This is a genomic window from [Clostridium] symbiosum ATCC 14940 (genome assembly GCF_000466485.1).
Classification (GTDB): Bacteria; Bacillota; Clostridia; order Lachnospirales; family Lachnospiraceae; genus Otoolea; species Otoolea symbiosa.
The window spans coordinates 1-21,024 of the sequence record NZ_KE992953.1 but is presented as its reverse complement, the minus strand read 5'-3'; the positions used below and the strand labels follow the sequence as shown (position 1 = coordinate 21,024).

The 21,024-nt window shown below is 47.7% G+C and carries 19 protein-coding genes and 2 pseudogenes; 4 read left to right on the top strand and 17 right to left on the bottom strand.

Annotated features, from left to right (window positions below; translation table 11 throughout):
- The first annotated feature begins 137 nt into the window (after positions 1-137).
- Positions 138-1,232 carry a ribonuclease H-like domain-containing protein gene (locus tag CLOSYM_RS14645; RefSeq protein WP_021642705.1) on the top strand — a complete coding sequence of 365 codons (1,095 nt, stop codon included), beginning with the start codon at positions 138-140 and terminating at the stop codon, positions 1,230-1,232.
- Between the two features lie 119 nt (positions 1,233-1,351).
- On the opposite strand, the gene CLOSYM_RS14640 is transcribed toward CLOSYM_RS14645, so the two are convergent.
- Complete coding sequence (locus CLOSYM_RS14640) at positions 1,352-1,906, bottom strand: DUF5662 family protein (RefSeq protein WP_003503474.1); 555 nt, start codon at positions 1,904-1,906, stop codon at positions 1,352-1,354.
- 491 nt (positions 1,907-2,397) lie between these two features.
- On the opposite strand from CLOSYM_RS14640, the gene CLOSYM_RS14635 reads away from it, so the two are divergent.
- Positions 2,398-2,598, top strand: a complete 201-nt coding sequence (locus tag CLOSYM_RS14635) for a cold-shock protein (protein WP_003503473.1) — start codon at positions 2,398-2,400, stop codon at positions 2,596-2,598.
- A gap of 238 nt (positions 2,599-2,836) precedes the next feature.
- On the opposite strand, the gene hslO is transcribed toward CLOSYM_RS14635, so the two are convergent.
- Positions 2,837-3,727, bottom strand: coding sequence for an Hsp33 family molecular chaperone HslO (hslO, locus tag CLOSYM_RS14630; protein ID WP_003507430.1), 891 nt, complete (start codon positions 3,725-3,727; stop codon positions 2,837-2,839).
- A 45-nt stretch (positions 3,728-3,772) separates the two neighbouring features.
- Positions 3,773-4,525, bottom strand: coding sequence for a class I SAM-dependent DNA methyltransferase (locus CLOSYM_RS14625; protein ID WP_181900359.1), 753 nt, complete (start codon positions 4,523-4,525; stop codon positions 3,773-3,775).
- 154 nt (positions 4,526-4,679) lie between these two features.
- Between CLOSYM_RS14625 and CLOSYM_RS14620 the strand changes: the two genes are divergently transcribed.
- The gene (locus tag CLOSYM_RS14620; RefSeq protein WP_021642702.1) at positions 4,680-5,693 is read left to right on the top strand and encodes a DUF6709 family protein; all 1,014 of its coding nucleotides are present in this window, start codon (positions 4,680-4,682) and stop codon (positions 5,691-5,693) included.
- A gap of 119 nt (positions 5,694-5,812) precedes the next feature.
- On the opposite strand, the gene CLOSYM_RS14615 is transcribed toward CLOSYM_RS14620, so the two are convergent.
- Positions 5,813-6,997, bottom strand: a complete 1,185-nt coding sequence (locus CLOSYM_RS14615; protein WP_021642701.1) for an ROK family transcriptional regulator — start codon at positions 6,995-6,997, stop codon at positions 5,813-5,815.
- 201 nt (positions 6,998-7,198) lie between these two features.
- A pseudogene (locus CLOSYM_RS24115) lies at positions 7,199-7,339 on the bottom strand (DUF6783 domain-containing protein); the annotation flags it as partial.
- On the opposite strand from CLOSYM_RS24115, the pseudogene CLOSYM_RS24110 reads away from it, so the two are divergent.
- Positions 7,277-7,573: pseudogene (locus tag CLOSYM_RS24110) on the top strand (DUF6783 domain-containing protein). The pseudogenes CLOSYM_RS24115 and CLOSYM_RS24110 overlap by 63 nt on opposite strands.
- 1,260 nt (positions 7,574-8,833) lie before the next feature.
- Here CLOSYM_RS24110 and CLOSYM_RS14605 read toward each other — a convergent pair.
- The 12 genes from CLOSYM_RS14605 to CLOSYM_RS14550 all read right to left on the bottom strand — a co-directional run bounded on the left by CLOSYM_RS14605 (position 8,834) and on the right by CLOSYM_RS14550 (position 20,861).
- On the bottom strand, positions 8,834-10,387 hold the full coding sequence (locus CLOSYM_RS14605; RefSeq protein WP_003507437.1) for a tripartite tricarboxylate transporter permease: 1,554 nt from the start codon (positions 10,385-10,387) through the stop codon (positions 8,834-8,836).
- A gap of 4 nt (positions 10,388-10,391) precedes the next feature.
- Positions 10,392-10,859 carry a tripartite tricarboxylate transporter TctB family protein gene (locus tag CLOSYM_RS14600; protein ID WP_003503449.1) on the bottom strand — a complete coding sequence of 156 codons (468 nt, stop codon included), beginning with the start codon at positions 10,857-10,859 and terminating at the stop codon, positions 10,392-10,394.
- 117 nt (positions 10,860-10,976) lie between these two features.
- Positions 10,977-12,065, bottom strand: a complete 1,089-nt coding sequence (locus CLOSYM_RS14595; protein ID WP_021642697.1) for a type 2 periplasmic-binding domain-containing protein — start codon at positions 12,063-12,065, stop codon at positions 10,977-10,979.
- Positions 12,066-12,174: 109 nt separating this feature from the next.
- Positions 12,175-12,933 carry a sulfite exporter TauE/SafE family protein gene (locus CLOSYM_RS14590; RefSeq protein WP_173871717.1) on the bottom strand — a complete coding sequence of 253 codons (759 nt, stop codon included), beginning with the start codon at positions 12,931-12,933 and terminating at the stop codon, positions 12,175-12,177.
- 6 nt (positions 12,934-12,939) lie between these two features.
- Complete coding sequence (locus CLOSYM_RS14585; RefSeq protein WP_021642696.1) at positions 12,940-14,946, bottom strand: alpha-glucosidase; 2,007 nt, start codon at positions 14,944-14,946, stop codon at positions 12,940-12,942.
- 38 nt (positions 14,947-14,984) lie between these two features.
- A complete protein-coding gene (locus tag CLOSYM_RS14580) occupies positions 14,985-15,656 on the bottom strand; it encodes a DUF4867 family protein (protein WP_021642695.1) in 672 nt (223 codons plus the stop codon).
- 34 nt (positions 15,657-15,690) lie between these two features.
- Complete coding sequence (locus CLOSYM_RS14575; protein ID WP_044902466.1) at positions 15,691-16,545, bottom strand: NAD(P)-dependent oxidoreductase; 855 nt, start codon at positions 16,543-16,545, stop codon at positions 15,691-15,693.
- A 105-nt stretch (positions 16,546-16,650) separates the two neighbouring features.
- Positions 16,651-17,337: a transaldolase family protein gene (locus CLOSYM_RS14570; protein WP_003503430.1), complete on the bottom strand. Its 687-nt coding sequence runs from the start codon at positions 17,335-17,337 to the stop codon at positions 16,651-16,653.
- A gap of 509 nt (positions 17,338-17,846) precedes the next feature.
- Positions 17,847-18,356, bottom strand: a complete 510-nt coding sequence (locus tag CLOSYM_RS14565; protein WP_003503428.1) for an SEC-C metal-binding domain-containing protein — start codon at positions 18,354-18,356, stop codon at positions 17,847-17,849.
- 313 nt (positions 18,357-18,669) lie between these two features.
- Positions 18,670-19,545, bottom strand: coding sequence for a metallophosphoesterase (locus CLOSYM_RS14560; RefSeq protein ID WP_021642689.1), 876 nt, complete (start codon positions 19,543-19,545; stop codon positions 18,670-18,672).
- Between the two features lie 113 nt (positions 19,546-19,658).
- Positions 19,659-20,018, bottom strand: coding sequence for a DUF4300 family protein (locus CLOSYM_RS14555; RefSeq protein ID WP_021642688.1), 360 nt, complete (start codon positions 20,016-20,018; stop codon positions 19,659-19,661).
- Positions 20,019-20,861, bottom strand: a complete 843-nt coding sequence (locus CLOSYM_RS14550; protein WP_021642687.1) for a prepilin-type N-terminal cleavage/methylation domain-containing protein — start codon at positions 20,859-20,861, stop codon at positions 20,019-20,021.
- Between the last annotated feature and the right edge of the window lie 163 nt (positions 20,862-21,024).

Here is a 21,024-nt window from a genome sequence, read left to right as displayed (position 1 = left end):
ACCACACCGGACATGGTCCGTTCCGGACGCGTCCACCAAACCTCAGTTAAATCTTTACTTCCTAAGCGTTTCCGAATATAATACTAACCATAGATCCCACACGTCACCTGCCATTTTACCAAAGGGAGTTTATCATAATGATTACAATCGAAAAAAAAGTAGATTTGCCGGTTACATATCCGCTTGAAACCATCGGGAAATTGAATGAACTGTTGTTTTTTGATATCGAGACCACCGGTTTTTCCGGCGATTATTCCACGCTGTACCTAATCGGATGCACCTACTACCGGGATGGGAGCTGGCATCTGATTCAGTGGTTTGCCGATACCCTGAATGCGGAGGAGGAGCTTCTCCACGCATTTTTTGCCTTCATGGAACACTACCGCTATCTGATCCATTTTAACGGTGACGGCTTTGATATTCCCTACCTGTTAAAACGCTGCCGGGCCTATGATTTGGATTACGGGTTTCTCAATATAAAAAGCGTTGATATCTACAAAATTATCAAGCCGTACAAGAAACTGCTGGGACTCGAAAACCTGAAACAGAAAAGTATCGAGTGTTTTCTGGGCGTATGCCGTGAGGATAAGTATAACGGCGGCCAGTTGATCGAGGTTTATAAAGACTATCTGGCAACCCGCGACGAATTTCTGTACAATCTGCTGATACTGCATAATGAAGATGATCTGAAAGGAATGCCGTCTATCCTGCCCGTACTCTATTACCATGATTTCCTAAGGGGAGGATTTGCTTACACCGGCCACCAGCTCTGTAATATCAGCGATGCGTTCGGTTCTGTGGAACAAGAATTGAAGCTCTGTTATAAGAGTCCGGTTCCCCTTCCTGTGCCTGTTCAATGGGAGCTGCCTCCGTTTGCACTGGAACTGTCCGACCGGCTTCTGACCGTTTCCGTCCCGCTTTATCAGGGAGAATTGAAACATTTTTATCCTGATTACCAGAACTATGTATATCTGGTTTACGAAGATAATGCAATACATAAAAGTGTCGGTCAGTATGTAGAAAAGGATGCAAAGAAAAAAGCCACTGCAAAGACTTGTTATACGAGAGTTTCCGGAATCTTCCTTCCTCAGCCCTGTGAAATCTGGGACGGCTGTGTGAAATCCGACTATAAGGCCAAAACCTCCTATGTCATGTTCCGGCCGGAATTATTGGAAGAAGAGGGGGCTGCCGCCCGGTATCTGGACGGGGTGCTGAAACATATTTTGAATTAATCCGGTGAAATAAAATACAAACGGGACCTGCATAACTAAACAGAGACAGGGCCGGAATCCGTTTTTTGAATCCGGCCCTGTCTTATTGACGGCGGTGACCTGTGCGCGAAGCGAACAGGTTATCGTTGACGGCGCGACCTGTGCCTCAGCAGCTTCCTGATGTAGGCAAACGTCTTTTCCTCCCCCTCATCCTTCAGCATTAACAGCAGCTTTTCAAGCTGCGCTCTCGTTTTTTTATGCATCACTGCATAATCCTGGCCTCTGGCATAATATTCCCAGGGGCAGGCATCCGTATATGCATCACCTTTATAAACTTTCGAGGCGGCAATCCGGTCCATTACCATTTCCACCAGGTATTTGAGAGGCATTTCGTTACCAATCAGACCTGCCGATTTGTCGGGGGCAAAGTCGATCCAGTATTCAAAATGGTGCTTATTCCGGCCTTTATGATGGAGCCAGGCAACAGAATAGCCCTTTTCTTCCTTCTCCGCAGCGTTGGGACTCCGATCTCCCTGATAGTACTTTACCCCAATCCTGAATTCCTCCCAGGAATATTTCGACAAGTCATGGAGAAGTCCCTGTTTATATAGTCCCACTTTAAAACAATTTTCCATTACCATCTGTTTATGTTTTGTTATGGTCCTGAAATGGCGGACCGCATTCCAAAGCTTCATTCTGCTCTCCTTACAAACCCGACAACGCATTGCTCCCGTCCGGATCCTACTGATACTTATTTTACATCAGTCATTTGCTTTTATCAACCATGTTTCTTCTGTCCGTTTCTGCCGCTTTAGCGCCATTTTTCTCCTGAATCGGCCCTTTTTCTTCCCGCTTTTCTTATACGTCCGCCAGTTAAATATAAAATGATTGCATTAACCGTTACTGTTCACACGGCTGTGTTCCGCGAGGTGTTTTCGTGCGTATTCTGCGCGAAAATCCCGAGTTACACGGCGCGAAACTGCGTTTTGCTGTTTCTGTACATCGCGAGGCGTGTAACTGTTCGCACCACGCTGCTTTTTGGCGGGGTGTGAACAGTTACAATTTTCCCTGTAATTCCCATAATTTCCCGCAAAAATGTTTGACAGTATTCTAAAACTGTGCTATTCTGAGAACAAGCTGTAGATAGTTACAGTAAAACATTTTTTTATTTTTTTGGAGGTATCATATGAATAAAGGTACAGTAAAGTGGTTTAACAACCAGAAGGGCTACGGATTCATTTCTGACGAGCAGGGAAACGATGTTTTTGTACACTACTCAGGCCTGAACATGGATGGTTTCAAGTCTCTTGAGGAAGGCGCTCAGGTAGAATTTGAAGTTGTTAACGGTGCAAAAGGCCCACAGGCAACAAATGTAGTAAAGCTTTAATCATCAACTTTCCAGTGTACCTCTTTCCATAATATGTTAAATATATATTTTGTGAATAAGTTATCATTGAAATAAGTAAAGTGATTACAATTAAGAGTCATCCATTCGGATGGCTCTTTTTGTTGAAGACGGTGACCTGTGCGCGGACTGCGCCGGATATTATTGTCACGCTGTTATATTTCAAATGTTTTTGCCCGTGTAACAGTTCAGACAGCATGAACTGTTACACGGGCGTTTCTCATCTTACGGCCTTTTCTAACAATCCCTTCAGTTCGTCTACCGTAAACGCATAATTCTTATTACAGAAATGGCAGTTCACCTCTATTGTCTTCCCATCGTCAATCATATCCTGTATTTCCTTCTTCCCGATGCTGATGAGCGCCTTCTCCACCCTCTCCTTGCCGCAGTTGCAGTAAAACCGGGCCGGCATTTCCTCCAGGATTTCCAGGCCGAATTCACCGATGATGGAGTCCAGAATCATTTCAGGGGTCATTGCGGAATCCAGGAGGGAGGTTACCGGCTCCATCTCCCCCAGCTTTTTCTCCAGCTTGTCTATGATTTCATCCGACGCCCCCGGAAGAAGCTGGATAATGAAGCCTCCCGCCTGACGCACCGTATTGTCTTTATTCATTAGGACGCCAAGGGCAACTGAGGAAGGAGTCTGCTCCGAGGTTGCATAGTAATAGGTAAGGTCCTCAGCGATTTCACCTGAAACAAGAATCGTCTGTCCCACATAAGGCTCTTTCATCCCGATATCCTTAATCACGCTTAAAACTCCGACTCCCAATGCGCCTCCCACATCCAGCTTTCCTTTGGCGTTCGGCGGTAGCATGACGGACGGATTAAACGCATAGCCTTTTACGTTTCCCGCGCTGTCGGCTGTGACGGTAAGCCCTTCAATCGGACCGTCCCCTTCTATCCTCAGAGTCAGAAGATCCTTCTCGCCCTTCATCATCACTCCCATCATGGCCCCTGCCGTCAGAAGCCGTCCCAATGCGGCCGTCGCTACCGGGCTTGTATTATGGGCGCTTCTTGCCTGTTCCACGAGCCCCCTTGTCGTCGCAGCAAATGCGCGGATCTGTCCGTCGGCCGCAGTGGCTCTGATTATATAATCTCTGTCTTTAATCATGTTCTGCTTTTTCCTTTCTGTCTATCTGTAGGTTATTCGATTCCTTTATTTACCATGCTCTCTTACAATGATATAAATACGTTCACTCGTCTCACCGGGAGCTTCTCTCGTAAACGCGTCGTAGGCGGCGACAAATTCCATACCTGCCTCTTTGGCCGCGGCCGCCGCTTCATCCAGTGTATAAGCCCTTTGGAAATGGGTTTCACGGTACTTTCTGTATAAGTCCCCGTCTTCTTTTATAAACAGGGTCAGATCGTACTCATTAATGCGCTCTGTCTCATCGTAATCGTTATCCCAGATAAAACTGCTCTCCTCCCTGTCCTCCGCTATCGTGGACTGGGCCAGGATTTTCCTGTATTTGTACTCCGTATTCAGATCAAATATAAAAATGCCGCCGGGATCCAGATAGTTATTTACAAGGGAGAAAACCTGTACCAGTTCCCCGTAATCCAGTATATAGTTCATCGAATCACAGATACTCACGACTGCCCGGACAGTCCCGTACAGCTCAAACTCCCGCATATCCTGCAGAAGATACAGAATCGGAAGTCCCGACTCTTCCCTCTTCTCCATTGCGATCTGAAGCATATCCTCTGAAAAATCCACTCCGATCATATCGTAACCCTCCTGTGCCAGAAGTTCTGTAAGACTTCCGGTGCCGCAGCCGAGATCCAGGAGAATGCCGTCCTCCACCCCATATTCTTTAAGGAGCGATGTGAGATAGGCACACCACTCGCCATAGGGAATATTATCCATAAACATATCGTAAACTGATGCGAAGCTGGTATATGCATCCATATTAATCATCACCTTTTCATACCATAATTTAAACCGTAACATTCAATATATCAATTTTTTTCTACAAAAGCAACCTGTTCTTGATTATTTCACCTGCTTTGCGTTATACTTATGTAACACCGTTCCAATTTTCCCTTTGAAAGTGATTAAACAGATGAAAAACAGTTTTATTGTTAAAAATATACGGAAGGCGCTGCTCCGGCAGTTGGTTTTTCCAATCCTTCTCTTTATTGCAGCAATGGCCGCTCTGATAAAGATTCCCAGAACAAATTTTCTTTTTCCGCGGCCTCTAAATTCCAAAAGCCATTATGAAAATTTTTATAACCGCGATCTCCCCTACGTCAGCGTCACGGCATCGGATTTACATTATACAGGATGTAATTACGTTGTCAACGGACGGACCGAGGGCTATTACTATTATACCCTCGACGGCGGATTTTGTCAGTTCTATCTTCTGGATGGCAGTGATCTCTCAGATTCCCGGGATGGAACCGTTTCTTCCCTTACCCTGAAAGGCCGGCTGATAGAGATGAAGGAGAGCGAATATACCTCCCTTCTCATCGAGATGGCGGACGAGCTTAACTGGACCGTATCCTCACTGAAAGAAATAACAGCCCCCTATGCCGTCTCCACACTGCCTTATCCTGTATACCTGACCGTCTTATTCCACCTGCTGGCCTACGGCTGCATTTTCCTGTCACTGTCGGATATCATCTGCTCGCTATATTATATCTGGGAGCCTCACCGTTCTCCGACGTTCCGTTATCTGGGCACCTTTGGGGAGGTACGCACTCTGCTTCCCAAAGTGGAAATTGAGATGAAACACGTCAGTATTGCGAAAGCGGGAAATATCTATCTCACTCCCAGCTACATCGTGAATGTGGACACTGTCAGAAGCCTGATTCTGCCTCTTGAATCAGTCGTCTGGGTTTATTATCACAGCAGGATGCTCCCGCTGCCCGGTTTTGCCCGCTTCCACTTCCGGATCAGCTATACGCTCCATATCGTGGCCGACGACGGCAGGACTTACGATTTTACCGGCAAAAATAAAGAAGATCTGGATTATATCATTTCTTCGCTGGAAAAGCGGGATACCGGTATACTGCTCGGATACTCGGACGTGAACCGGCGGCTCGCCAAGGACATATTAAAAAAGAACAATCGCTGAGGTCATGAGACTTCAGCGATTGTTTTGTATAATGAAATATGCGACTATCTGATAACACCAGCGGTAATGATTCCCTCGTCAGCTTTGCGGTGACCTGCGCAGAGTCTGCTGAATATGATTTAATCCTCCTGGCTCCCCGCCAGAAGAAACAGCTCATTGACCGCCACAGCCAAAGGACCGATATATTCAATTCTGTCGCTAAGCTCTGACTTCACAATATATCCGCCGTGATAAGATGCATCATAATGACTGCAAAAATGCAGGAAACGCTCTTCCACCCGCGGATGGCTGAACATCTCGCCATAGATAATGACCTTGTCGGGAGCCAGCAGGGTTATGGTATTCACCGCCACCCTTGCCAGCTGTTCAATGATATCGTCCAGCACCCTGCCGAGTCCTTCATCCTCCGTCTCAATCCATTCCGATATGTTCCTGGCCTCAATCCTGTTTGGATCGCCTTCCATCAGCCGGCAGAGCTGCGGCATCGTCTCCTCCGTACATGCGGCCCGGACCTGTTCGGCAATCGCGTGGGTCGCCACCTTTGTCTCCAGACATCCTTTACGGCCGCAGCGGCATTGTTTCCCGTCTTTTTCCACGATGTAATGGCCTATCTCCGCCGTTTTGGAATTCTGACTGTCATAGAGCCTCCCCTGAATGATGATGGCCGAACCGACTCCGGGCCCCCATTTGATGAACAGCAGATTTTCCCATTCCTTGCCGTTTCCATAGATTAATTCGCCTTCCGCAAAGGCTTTTACATTATTCTCCACAATGACGGGCAAATCCATCTGCTTTCCAATCAACTCGCCTACCGCAACCGCTTTGTTCCAAATCCGGTACGCATGCTGGCTGATACCTGTCCTGCGGCTTACCGGCCCCGGAACTGATACGCCGATTCCCAGAACCATATCCTTTGTAATGCCTTGCTCCCACATCAGAGCCTTTCCCTCATCCGCCACCGTCTTCAAAAATTTCTCCGGCTCCTGCCCCCCATCGGTCGGCATCCATTTTGCTCCCAGACACAAGCCCTTCAGGTTACTGATTGCAACACAGGTTTTTGCCGCTTCGATACTGACGGACAGCACATAGCGGTACTGATAGTTAATATCAATCAGAACTTTCCTTCTGCCGGCCCTCCGCTCCTCTTCCACTTCGCCTTTTTCACAGAGAATCCCGGCCGAAATAAGCTCCGTGCAGATCAATGTCACGGTTGCCGGAGTCAGCCCCAGTTCAATGGCGATATCCTTCCTGGACATAGCGCCGCAATCATTGAGGAGCTTTAGTATGGAGCTTCGGTTGCTCATTTTCACATTTCCTAAATTGATTCCTGTATATCCCAAAGTCTCATCCTGTCCTTCTTCAATAATAAAACATCAGCGTTCATGCCTTCGATGCGCAGACCTGTCTGTACTGTCACAAAAACTGTTACCGTTAACAGTAACCAAAACTCTCTTTTATCAGTATAGGTGCAATTGTTTTTTTTCGCAAGTACCGTTTTCCTCTGTTTAGCCGGTTTCCGGCATAACCGTGTGAACAATAACCGCAACCGGACTGGAGTCTGTCTTAAAATTGCTTTCTGTCAGCTGTGCGTCACACTTTGTGGAAAATTTGGCCCGAATGAGGGAGGCGTAGTGGGCTACGCTGACTGAATTCGGGCCAAATATGCCGCGAAGTGGGGCGTGCAGCTGGCAGGAATGAATTTTAAGACAGGCTCTAATACCGGCAGATTTCTGCGCCCGTCATATTTGCCAGCTTTTCAAGCTCCGGCGCCACATCGCCGTAAATCACAACAAAATGAGGCTCCCAGCCCGCCTTCACGCTGCTGTGGACAACTTCCTTTGCGTCCATCTCTGTCTTTACGACAATTGAAGTACCGTTAAACTGCTTTGGTTTGTCAAGCGCTTCTCCCCTTGCAATAAAGAAGCGGAACGTCCCGTCCGGTTTTCTTCCCACACGGAATATGGTCACATGTTCACAGGCTGCACAGCCAAAGTCCATGGTCGGGCCAATTTTGCGGTTTGGATGCACGCCTACCTGCGCTCCCGTATCCTTCCGGGCCAGGGAGCATGCCGCCATGCCGCAGTGCCAGTATGTAATTGTGCCCTCCCTCTCATCCATCGAGACGGGATCTCCGAAAAATACGGCCTTTCCCGTCAGGCTGCTGCCGATATACATGGACAGAGCGCCGTAGACGTCTGATTCACAGCTCGACGGAATGCCTGATGCATTGAGTAAAGACAGTACGGAGCAGACCGGTGTGCCGAAAGAGGTAAAGAAGTCGGGCCAGCACCGGGAAGAAAGCGCGCCGATACCGTTCTCCCTCACATAATCCCTGTATGCTTTATACAGACGGGCAAAGTCCTTCACATTCTTATCAGGTGTATTCTCTATTCCGGCCATCCATTTCTTCGCCTCTTCCAAATCAGCTTCGCACTCTTCGTCGGTAAAGCCTTTGGCCTTTTCGATTAATTCCCTTGCCTCGACAGCCTCCAGAGTCACGCCGAAATTTTTAAGCAGCTCGGCGTCCAGGGCGCGTCCGAAGCCAAAGCCCTGCGGGGTGTGGCCAATCGCCGCCATTTTCAGTGTCTTCAGCCGGGCCTTTACCCTGGCGGCACGGACAGCGGCGCCAATCCCGGCCGCCGCTTCTTCCTCCTGCGGGGAACCAAAAATATATTCAAATTCACCGTCCCGGAACGTCCGGATGGCATTCGCCGCAGAATAAGCGCCGGTGAGGGAATTCAGGCGCAGCCTGCCCCCGTCTATGACAGGCTCCCTTAAGGTCCAGAGAACCACCGGACAGGTAAACCGCTTCAGCACTTCGCAGGCATAAGCCGCATTGGCAAATGTAATATTCTGGAGTACAATCAAATCCGGATGGATTCCATCCAGAAACTCATTCAGATCATCGAGAGTCAGAAGCATCTTATCCGGATACACTCCGTCCTCTGTCAGGGATTTTAATAATTGTATCGACTTTTCAAATTCATTCTGGGCGCTTTCCAAATGGAAAGTGCCTACACCGATGGGAATATATGCTACTTGAAAGCTCATAATTTTGTCTCCTTTATTCGTGAAACGGCCTTTGTCTCCGTTTCAGCGCTTCATTTTCCGCAATCTGGCCAGAGGGCCGTCCGTAATGCTCAGGCTTCAGCCCGGCTCTCCTCCTGGCCTTTCTTCATTGCTTCCATCTGTTCCTGGTTAAGCGCCTCCACCTTCTTATTAATCCGGATCATAGAGATAACAAGAACTACCGTCAGAATCAGGATGCAGCAGGATATCGGACGCTTGAAGAAGATCAGATAATCCTTATCGTAACTCATCATGCTTGTTACAAAGTTCATCTCCATAATATCGGCCAGAATCATTCCCAGCATCAGCGGTGTGGAGGATATATCGAGCAGGGTCAGCAGATAGCTGAATACCAGAATCGCCGCCGTCAGAACCAGTTCTTTCGTATTGCCCGTAGCCGCGAACGCACCGGCAAAGCAGAAGATGATAATAATCGGCGCCAGATAGGTATACCTGACCTGGATAATCTTCGCAACGGCCCGTGTAAGGGCCAGGCCGATCGGGTACAGGAATATATTGGCGATAAGACAGCCCAGGATTATAGAATACGCAATCACTCCCTGTTTTGTAAACATGTTGGGACCGGGCTGGATACCATGCAGGATAAACGCTCCCAGAAGCAGAGCCGTAACGCCGTCCCCCGGAATACCCAGGGTTAAAAGAGGAATCATGGCCGAACCTACCACTGCGTTGTTGCTGGCCTCTGCCGCCGCAATTCCCTCCAGGCTGCCTTTTCCAAAGTCCTGCGGACGCTTGGAAGCTCTCCGGCATTCATTGTAGCACATGAACTGGGCAACTCCGCCGCCTACGCCAGGCATGGCTCCCAATATGGATGCAATGGCAGAGGAACGGGTGCAGGCCGGAATAATCGATTTGGCTTCCCTGAGCGTCAGCCCCTCTGTGTCAATTTTCGTAACATCGTCCAGCTTTCCTGCCGCCAGCACGAAATCCCGGAGCTTCTGGACCACCTGGGTTAACGCGATCAGGGCAATCATGGCAGGCAGCATATCAATTCCGTAGCGCAGAGAATCAATGCCAAACGTAAAACGCATGACACCGGTAACTGCATCCGCCCCAATGGCTGCCATCAGGATGCCGAGAAGGCCTGACATAATTCCCTTCGGGAGGCTGTCGCCGCTTACTCCCGCTATCAGGGAGATTCCCAGAATCGCCATGGAAAAGTATTCTACCGAAGCAAATTTGGAAACAAGTTTTGTAATAAAGGAAGCACAGACCAGAAGAAGCAGGGCGGAAAAAAGACCGCCGAAGGTCGATGCAAACAGGGAAGTATCCAGGGCTTTTTTCACCTTCCCCTTTTTCGCCAGCGGGTATCCGTCAAAGGTGGTGGCAATAGCCGAGTTCGTACCAGGCGTGTTCAGTGTGATGGCGCTGATAGAGCCGCCGTACATACCTCCGACATAGACAGCCAGAAGAGAGATTATGGCTGTGTCGGGCGATGAAAACGAATACGTCAGCGGCAGAAGCAGGATGATACCCAGAGTGACGGAAAGGCCGGGGATGCATCCCACAATCATCCCCAATATCAGTCCGCCAAAGATAATAGCCAGATTTCCCAGAGTAAACACATTTTGCAGAGCAAGCACAATCTGTTGTAAATCTCCCATAAACTCAGCCCCCCAGTCCCGGAATACCCGGCAGTGATACGTGGAACACGTACTTGAACAGGAAAAAGATCCCCACTCCCGCGGCCACTGTAAACAGATAGATAAAAGGTTTGCGCTCCCCGCAGTAAAACAGAATAATCGGGAAAATAATAACTACAGCCGGAATAAATCCGATATTGATAGTCAGCGCTACATAGGCACAGAGAAGCAGGATAAAAACGATACACGGCTTCTCCTTCTTCCAGTCAAATTCAAAAATTTTCTCTTTTTTAAATACAAGGCTCTGGATTATCAGCGCCGCGGAACAAACCAGCGTACCCGCCAGGCAGGTACCAGGAATGATTCTCGGACTGGGCGCGCCGGAGTCAAACATGGGAAGGCGGACCTGCCCGGGCATTGCAATCAGCATGGCAATACTGAAAAGGCCCATTATGATTCCGGACCAGAGATTGGTTTTTATCTTAAACTTCATTCCCAAACACTTCCTTTCTCTGAAATTATCTGCCATTTACCGGCCATCGCGGTTCCCCCGCACGCTCCGCGGAGGCTTTCGCCCGAGGGATTCTTTCTCACTGCATGTTTACCGGAATTACTGCTGTCCGCTCAAAGTCTCAAATGCGGTGAGCGCCTTTTCGCAGGCTTCTTCCAGGAAAGCATTGGCATCTTCGCCGTAAACCTCATACCGATTCAGCATGATTTCGCCAATCCAGTCGCTGTATTCCGGATCTGCCCAGACATCCTTGGAAATTTGAATGATTTCATCAATCCATGCCTGATCCGCGCCGGTCCGTACTGCGATGAATCCGCCGGCCGGAAGAATCGAGCCACTGTAGTCTTTGCCGGCATCCAGAGCCGGATCCTTTGCCTCGCCTGCTACGGATGGAACCGTAATCGGACCGTCCGGACCTGTAAAACCTTCAAATGCCTTGTCGGAGAATGCCAGTACCGGTATCATCGTGCCTGCTTCCACATCTTCCTGGCCCGCCTGAGTCGTACCTACAAATACATCAACCTCTCCGTCCGTCAGGCCTTTTTTCTGGGCTGCCCCGCCGTCGTAAGGAACTACCATGGTCTTGCCGCCCTCCTGGGCAATCAGGGAACCGAGCGCCAGATGCGGGTCGGACAGCGGATTTCCTCCTGACATTTTAAGACCGCCTGTTTTGGCTTTCTCAAGGAGATCCGCCAGCTTTGCATCTGGTTTTGCATACATTATCCAGGTTCTGTCATCCACATCCGCCACCGGATAAATATCTTTTCTGTCAAAATCCACGACCTCCGTCTGGTATTTCACGCCGAGATCATGCCTGTAAGCCACTCCAAAGCCGTATACCAGAAGATCTTTTGTGGAAGGATCCTGATCTGTATACCAGTTGGCTGCGGAGAATCCGTCTCCGCCGGTCATATTTTCAACGATAAAATTATATTCCGGGTGGACCTTTCCCGCCACAAGCGCATACTTTCTTGCAATTGCGTCTGCCGTTCCGCCTACGCCGTAAGGACAGATAATCTTAACCGTCTGTCCGCTGCCGCCTGACGGCTGCTGCCCCTCTTCTGTCGGAGCCTTTGCCTCACCGGATGCCGCAGCCGGCTCTGCCTTCTGTGTCTGTCCGCCGCCGCAGCCTGCCAGGGATGCCGCCATTGCCGCTGCCATCACTAATGCCATAATTCTTTTCTTCATAAAATAAACCCTCCTGATAAATTTAATCTTGTTGACTGAACTGTAACGAACTGTCACTGTTATATACAGCTATAATTACAGCCTGATATTTTCTCTGAGCCATAAATGCTTACTTAACTAACAGAGAGATTCCCGATATAAACAATAATACGTATGTTATAATCATAAACAGCCTCTGGCTCATCCTGGCGTACAGCTTTCCTCCGATAAACATACCGGCGAGCAGAAACGGAACTGAAATAAGCTGTATTCTGCAAAGCTCCGGGGTCCATAATCCGGCCCGGATGTCATCCGCCAGAATCATGCCGTTTAAAAAAATCCATACCGTGGATATTGTCGCCCGAAAACTTACCTTATCCTGTATTTTTTTTGTCAGATAGCTGATCAGAAGCGGGCCGCCCGATACGAAAATCCCGTGTACGATACCTGCCAGAATCAGTATCAGATAGAGGGCCGGCGATTCCTGCCGGGACGGAGTCTGAATCGCTTCTTTCCGGCTGTTTTGCCCCTCTTTCCGAATGGAAAGTCCACCGCGCACTGCCAGGAAAATAACAAATATGCCCAGAAACCGGTATAGCGCCTGTTCTTTTCCGATAAACAGCCCTCTGAGCAGAATACCCCCGATGATTCCGGCCGCCATGACTGCCACAATTTTTCTCAGTTCCGTCCAGCACACACTCTTGTAATTCCCGGTAAAGACATAAATTCCGGACAGAAGCCCCAAAACGTTCAGAACCGGTTTCGCCACCGGATACCCCACCAGCATCAGGCCGGGCGGCATTGCAAGAATCGTTCCTGCAAAGCCTGTAATCCCCTGAATAATATTGGTCAGAAGTATAACCAAAAGGAACAGTATGTAATTCATCATTGTCATTTACTTCCCGTGTTTTCTGCGGATGTCCGCAAATAAAGGAGCATACTGCGAATCCTTCTTATAGAAGACAGGTGTGTCACCTAATCCGGCCGGCACCGTATGGGAGCCTTTTTCGTATTCCTCACCGGTCCACAGATGTATCCAAGAGCCCTCCGGAAGATATACCTCCCACTGTATCTGTCCTGCCAGATAGACGGGAGCTACCAGCATATCCGGTCCCAGCATGTATTCATACCGGATATCGTAACTCTTCTCATCATTTTCATAATGTAAGAACAGCGGGCGCTGTACGGGAATACCTCTCTCTGCGTTTTCGGCAACGAGTTTTTTCATGTACGGGGCCAGCATCGTATAGACATCAACCATCCGTGCAAGTCTCTCCATACAATCCGTATCGTCATAATACTGGAAATTTTCATCCGGCCGGTTCCCCTCATGGGTACGCATCACCGGCGTAAAGGCCGCCATCTCCGCCCACCGCAGGAACAGTTCTTTCGTTCTGGTATTGCCGAACAGAGAAGTATATCCTCCGATATCGCTGTGACTCAGCCCGCAGCCGCTCATCCCTGCGCTTAAGGCAGCACAGATGACTGTCGCCAGCCCATCATGGATGCTGAAATCCACCGACTGATCTCCCGCCCAGAGTAGCGTGCAGTATTTCTGGCTTCCTGCTCCTCCGGCCCGCATGAAATACAGTACATCTCCCAGTCTGCCCGTCTCCTTCAGCGCGTCATAATTGCATTTCGCCCAGAGAACGGGCCAGCGGTTGTGTTCTTTCATCGGAGATTCCCCGTTATACAGTACCAGGTCATCGGTTGGCAGATATTCGCCGAAGTCGGCCATCCAGCCGTCGATTCCGATATCCAGGCTGTGTTTTTTCACCACCTCGTCCTTGAACCATTCATAGGCGGCAGGATTTGTGAAGTCCACGACCCCACAGTAAAATTCTCCAAAATCCACCAGATAATCACTGCCGTCTGCCTTTGTAGCAAATACGCCTTTTTCTTTCCCCCGGCGGTACAGCTCGCCGTCATTGACAAGATAAGGATTAATATAGCCTAAAAATTTAATTCCCCTCTCATGAAGCTTTTCTATGCGCTTTGGCAGTTCCGGATACATTTCCCGGTGGTACTGCCAGTCCCACTGAAGGCGCTTTCCGAAGGAGGTCACGCGCTTCCCGCACCAGTCCTGGCACCAGAGTCCGGATACCTTGATTCCATGGGAGATTGTCTTCTCCAGCAGGCTGAAGGAACGCTCGTCACCTCCCTGAACCCCTATGATTAAACCGTTGTAAACCCACTCCGGAAGCTCCGGCTGGCGGCCGAAGAATGCACTTTCCTTTTCTAAAAGTCCGATAAAATCAGGTGCCGCCTCAATTCTGACCGACGCCGGCACTTCCCATACCTGCAATTCATGAAAATCGGGGTTTCGGAAATCAAAATCGGCATAGGCGGTGGAATTTACATGTAAGTAATAATGCTTTGTGGATACAAAGGTCGGCTGCGGGTAATTCGTATTGTAATAGTCTCCGCCCGCTTTGTTCTCCACATCAGATCTCCATGTCACATAAGTTGTCTTATCCCTCCCCACTCCCGGCTCGGAAGTCCATAGCGGAAAATGCCTCCCCCGCAAATTAAAATAAGACATCTGTTCCCCGCAGCCGTAACATTTTTCGTTGTCGTCTGCGTTTACCCGAAGCCAGAAACGGTTGATATCCGGATTTTTCGGTTCAAAGAAAAGTTCGGCGCAGTCTCCTGAAAGCTTTAAAGTCAGAATAATCTCATCTTCCAGATTGAGAATCAGCCCTTCCTGCGTCTCCCTGGCATCCGTTACAGAAAGCGGGCGCCGCGTGGTTACATAATCCTCTATCTTATAATTGCCGCGGTACATATCCACATCTTCTTTTCCCCGGCCGGCGTAAATCATCGGCCAGTCTTTACTGTATTCCAGGATTGTTTCCCCGCCGTATTTCAATATGAATTCATTACCATTACGAATCAGTTTCATAGTAATCTCCTGTCATCACTGCCCTTCGTTTCCCTCTGTCAATAATGCAATTCCCTGTTCTCACCGATTAACCCGGCATGAGCTCCCTGCCGGATCAGAGGTTCCCGCCCGGGATGGGCAATTACCCATTTATTCTTCTGAAGCAGCAGCACTCCCTCTGCCTCCACCGCCTCATCCCTGTGTTCCAGAGGCGTATTCGTCCCTTTGGGAAGAATGACAATATCCCTGAATCCTTCGTCAGTCACACGGCAGGGGGATAAATGCAGCGTGGTCTGGTACATCTCAACCGCCGTTCCCTTTTCCACGAAAAACACCTTAGCGTCCTCCACCCGGTAGCTGTTATCCTTAATTTCCCATAAATGCCCCAGTACCAGCATAAAATCGGTTACGGCAATATTAATTTCGCTCCCTTTGTGGTATTCAAACCCATTATATGTATTGTTTCGTCCGTTGCAGTAGCCAGCCTGTATCTCCATCTCGCCGTAAAAACCGTTTTGTATGGACCGTATCACCGGATCTGCCTCCATTTCCGGCACAGACGCATAATAAATATTTCCGTTCTCCGGAATCTGTGTTTTCTCCTCCATATAGGAAATCAACCCAGAGAATTCATAACCGGTTACCACGCGCCCGTATGAGGCAAACTCCGGGTCCGTCACAGAGAGAACCGGTATGTCATTCACCTGGTTCAGCCGTTCCAGTATCGTCATGCTTATCCGCCTTTCTATTTTCCTGCTGTTTATATCAGCCTTTTACCACCTTAATCGTTGCGCAGAAATCTTCTTTTCCGTATCCCAGCTCCAGAGCCTTGTCATATACGTTACAGGCATTCTGCTCACCGGGCATATCAAGTCCGCACTCTTTAGCCAGTTCCATGCAAATATGTACATCCTTTGCCATATTTTCCACGGAAAACGCAGTGGTGTAATCTTCTTTTTCAATCGGCGCAGCCTTGCCGTCCAGATAAAAGTTCTGGCCTCCGCCATAGGAAATCGCTTCTGCATATGCACTTACGCTGATCCCGTTTCTCTGGGCCAGGGTGATTGTCTCATTGACGCCGTTCTGAATCTGGGAAACCAGGGCATTGTGGCAGATTTTCATGACAAGTCCCTTGCCGTTATCACCCATGCGCACAACATTCTCTCCCATGTAAAGTAAAACCCTGCGCATTTTCTCAAAAGTATGCTCATCGCCCCCCACATAGATACCCAGCTTTCCGGCAATAGCGGCCGGTTTTGATTTTACAACCGGAGCGTCGATGAAGCCGGCTCCCGTCTTTTTCACCATTTCAGCTATCTCTATGGATGCGCTCGGATCAATGGTACTCATATCTATACAGGTCTTTGTCTCATCCAGCGCATCCAGAATTTCTGAATACACTGCCCGGGAATGCTCCGACTTCGGAACCATGGAGATAATCACGTCCGATTTCTCAGCAAGCTCTACGGAGGTTTCACATGCCACAGCTCCCTTTGAAACCAGAAGCTCCACCTTCTCTTTTACAAAATCAAATACATATACGGTATCATCATGTTTCTTTACAATATTTTCACTCATGGACTCTCCCATAATACCGAGTCCGATAAATCCTATTTTCATGTTATCTCCTTTCTGCATCCGTTGCGGGACTGCCGTAACATTACAGACAGCATGAACTGTTACGGATTGTCCAGCTTCTTCCCCCCTGCTTTTTATGCCCCGGGTTTATTCCGTGATTGTGTTATCCCAGGCATTGATAAAGGTTCCAAGGCCCTGCGTCGTGTAAGCATGTTTCATCGTATCCTTGTAAACGTCAAGCCCGGTGGTAACAATATCGGCTCCCGCCACAGCACAGTCAACAATCTGTTTCGGTGTGCGGACAGCGGCACAGATAATCTCCGTCTTTTTATAGAAACCGTAGTTTTTATATATCTCTACAATGTTCTTTATGTATTCCCTGCAGTCTTCTCCATTGGCCTCTTTCCATCCGATGAACGGGGATACGAAGAGGGAACCGTTTTTCGCCGGAAGTATGGCCTGTGCCGGTGAGAAAACAAGCGTCACGTTCGTACGGATTCCCATCTTCTCCAGTCTTCTGGCTGCCGTGATTCCTGATTCAACGGCCGGAATCTTGATAACAAAGTTGGGGCTGATCGCAGATACCTCCTTTGCCATCTCCACCATCTCATCTGCATCATCCAGATGTGGGTTGATTTCAACTGAGACAGGGAATTTATCGATTCCTTCCAGACCCACTGATTTAATCCACTCTGCAATGTCGGTTATCGCCTTCATAAACGGTTTTCCGCTGAGCATTATATGTCTTGGGTTCGTGGTCACTCCATCAATTCCAAATGTGTTATAAGCATACTGAATTTCATCAAGTTTCGCGCTGTCTAAAAAATACTTCATTTTTAATCCTCTCTTTCATCTGGCCACTTTGATTAATTTAATTAATTATTTAATATATCGAGGAGGGATTCCGGATTATTTTAATAAGCTTTATCCCATATTCCTCTGTTATGAAAATATAATATGTCTATTTTGCACAATTGTCAACATGTTTATTTCATATTTTTTGTTTTTAGTTACTTTGTTTAATTTATTTAATTAATTTTATGCAATCTTACGATTTCATCTTTCTTCCAAATTTATTATAATGTTTTGATATGAGAGTCTCCGGTTCTTCAAAAATCCGGTTTCCGCCCGGAACAGGGCAGAAAGGGCAGAAGATGATATATCGGTGATCTGTGCGCATTGGACAGGTTACCGTCTTAACGATAACCTGTCCAATGCGCACAGATCACCGCCTTCAATAAAACAGGGAGCCGTAAACACCTTGCGGTATCTTCAGCTCCCTGTCATATTATTCGGTTTCGTCCGGCTCTTTCAATGCATCAGCCGGTTTATGTGAAATCTGATTATTTATTGCGTCCGCAACACTTCTTATACTTCTTGCCGCTCCCACATGGACATGGATCGTTTGGATAAATCTTCTGCTCATTGCGGACCGTTCCGGAAGCTTTCTGTGCTTTGTAAAGCTCTTTTCTCTTCTCCTGCGTCAGAATTGAATCCCACTGAGGAAGTTCAAAAAGCCATTCTGCCTTAGCCTCAACCATATTATAATATAATTTCTCCGGATCGATTTCAATCTTGACAGTCGTATCCTCATCCATCGTCTCAATCGGGTTCTCGTATCCCTTGAGGCTCTCGTTGATGCCATCCAGGAATCCTGTCATGATTAATACTTCTGTTTCATATTTCTCGGCCAGTTCTTTTACCGTACCTTCTATCACTTCTGCAGGATTGGAAAGAATTTTTTCATAGATCCCCTTCTCAATAGCAAAATATCCGGACCAGAGTTCTTCCTTCTGTTTATCATTCATCCCATCGCCATATGCAAGATTACGCCAGTTTTCTAACAATGTCATATGTAACAACCTTCCTTTTCCGTAATTATTAACGCGATTGCGTCAGTCCGACTCTAGTATATAACATGTTGGCGGTTTTTGCAAAATATTTTTTCTTACATTTCCTGCCATTCAGGCAGAAATGCCCGCTGTAAAACGATAACCTGCACGCTCCGCACACAGGTCACCGCCTTCAATAAAAAATCCGGCCCGCCTACACTGCTGTAAACGAGCCGGATTAAAAAGGGGAGGATAAGTATTCAAAAATTTCTCTTTTGTGATACTTACAGTATAACCTCCCTGAATTGAATTATACACGGAAGCAGAAATATTTTTATTTATTTTTCGCCGGCGTTATCCGGACCACCACTAATTCGGGCCGGTTATTGATTCGGATTGGGATAATGCTGTTTCCCAGGCCTCTGCTGACGATCATATCCGTTTCACCCTCAGCAAATATTCCGGATGTATATTTCGGAAATAATCCCTGTCCGGGCGCCACCACTCCTCCGATAAAGGGAAGCCGAAACTGCCCTCCGTGGGCATGTCCTGCCAGAACCAGATCAATTCCATTGTCCACATAGACCTGAAACAGTTCCGGCCGGTGGGACAGGAGAAGTTTATATATGCCTCCGTCACAGGATATGTCCCCGATAGCTTCGTTCATTACCGATTGGGCGTCCCCGTATTCCGTCCTTGCGTAAAATGCCGGATCCTTCGCTCCCATCAGGCAGATTTGCTGTCCTCCCAGAGAAAACGTTTCAGATATTCCATCCAGGATATGAACTCCCGCGTTCTCCATCTCACGTTTCAACCTGATATAGCTTTCCGCTGCCCACGCTTCGTGGTTGCCTGTGACAAAATAAACAGGAGCGATTGTTACGGCCTGCGATATTAATTCCATCGCCTTCCCGATATCCGTATGATTTGAATCAATTAAATCCCCGGTTACGGCGATGATATCCGGTTTGGCTTCTTTTATTTTCCGAATCAGCTTTTCCTGCTTATCCCCAAACTCAGCGTTATGTAAATCGGAAATTTGAATTATCGTGATATCCGGCGCATCAGGCTTAAGTTTACTGCTCTCTATTACATAGACCGTTGTCCGGACTGCTTTGTTTTGCCAGAAGCACCATCCTGTAAGCAGCGCAGCACCAAACAGAGCGGCTATGAGGATTTGTCTGTGTTTTAATATTCGTCTTTTCTCCATAATACCTCGATAAACAAATGGCTATAAAAACTAATGCAGTAAAATATTATTTTCCATTACAAAAATTTTTCCGAAATCAGCACCAAAGCTCTGCTGTTTAGCAACCAGATACGTTACAAGCTGTCCCCCCTCATTAGCTCCTTATCACAGACCATCATTGTTGATGATTGGGAATCTGTTAGTGATAAAAAATCCTCTACTAGATAGAATGCTACCGTTCTGCACAGTAAATCATCATAATTCCCGCGTTTTTCTGCCCACCGTTGAGCCATAGAAAAACGCGGTACATAAAATACCATCTCTCCATCCATACTCGTAAAACCGGTTTGCAGATTATATCCTTCTAACTGGTTGAACTCCTCAGCCCACAGAAGAAAGTTGCATATTTTTTCCTCCGGCATTTGAGCTTCTCTTAATTTTTCAGCCACCTCTTCACATGAACCTTCATCCGTTAAATTTGAACAGGTAACCATTTAATTCTGTTTGAAGGTTCCATAATCTACGGCAGGAAATTTCCCATTCTTCCCGTCTTTGATTTTCACCTTTGCAGTTCCGGTAATAATCTCCTTCCTGCTCGTATCATATTTGGTACATGTAACCTCATTTCCTTTATCGTTATCCGTAATTTTCCTGTCGGTAAGGTAAAGTTCATAACCATTGCCGTTTTTCCTCATCACCCAGCTTTTGGCCGAAACATTAACCCCCTGTTTTTTCAGTTCAATCTCAACAATCTTCGCTAAAGAACCATATTTTCCATAACCCTCATCCGTAATCTTTGTACTCGCCTCGGAATCCAGGGTTTTCGATGTGTCATTTCCAAAATAATCGGCCAGCGTCTTGTAGGTTTTCCCGCCGCTGACAATATTATAGCTTTCCAGATTCATCTCATTCAGCAGATGGCTCAGCGTGACAATATCCATTGTCCAGCCCCCATGCTTGCTGCACTCAATCGTAATTGCATTCAAATCATTTACAAAACGGCATTTGTAGTTTCCGTGACTTTTACATACACCGGAGAACCGGAAAAAGATGGAGGTGTCTTCCTGGCTTTCACTCCAATTCTTATCGCCTCCGTGTTCCACAATGATTTCACTCAGTAAATTAACCGCGGTCTCCTCATCCGGGGCCTTCCCCAGATCGGCGACTTTGGCCATGTATTCCTCTGCAATAACATCCATCGCGTGCAGACATGACGCTTTTCTTGCTTTCTCCATATACTTCATAAACTGTGGAGCCAGCAGCCTCGTCAGTATCAATAATATCGCGATTGCAATAATCAGCTCTATCAGGCTGAAACCGCGGTTCTTCTTTTTCATACGATACACCTTTTCCCATTAAAGTCTTCCGGCTGCTGCCCGGAACTTGCCGCTTTGCCGACCGTACAGCTCTTGATTCATTATCATTTTACCACCCGCCCTGTTTAATTACAATTCATATTTCCTTGAAAGGTTTAGTTAAGCAGGTGAGGACGCCGCCGGT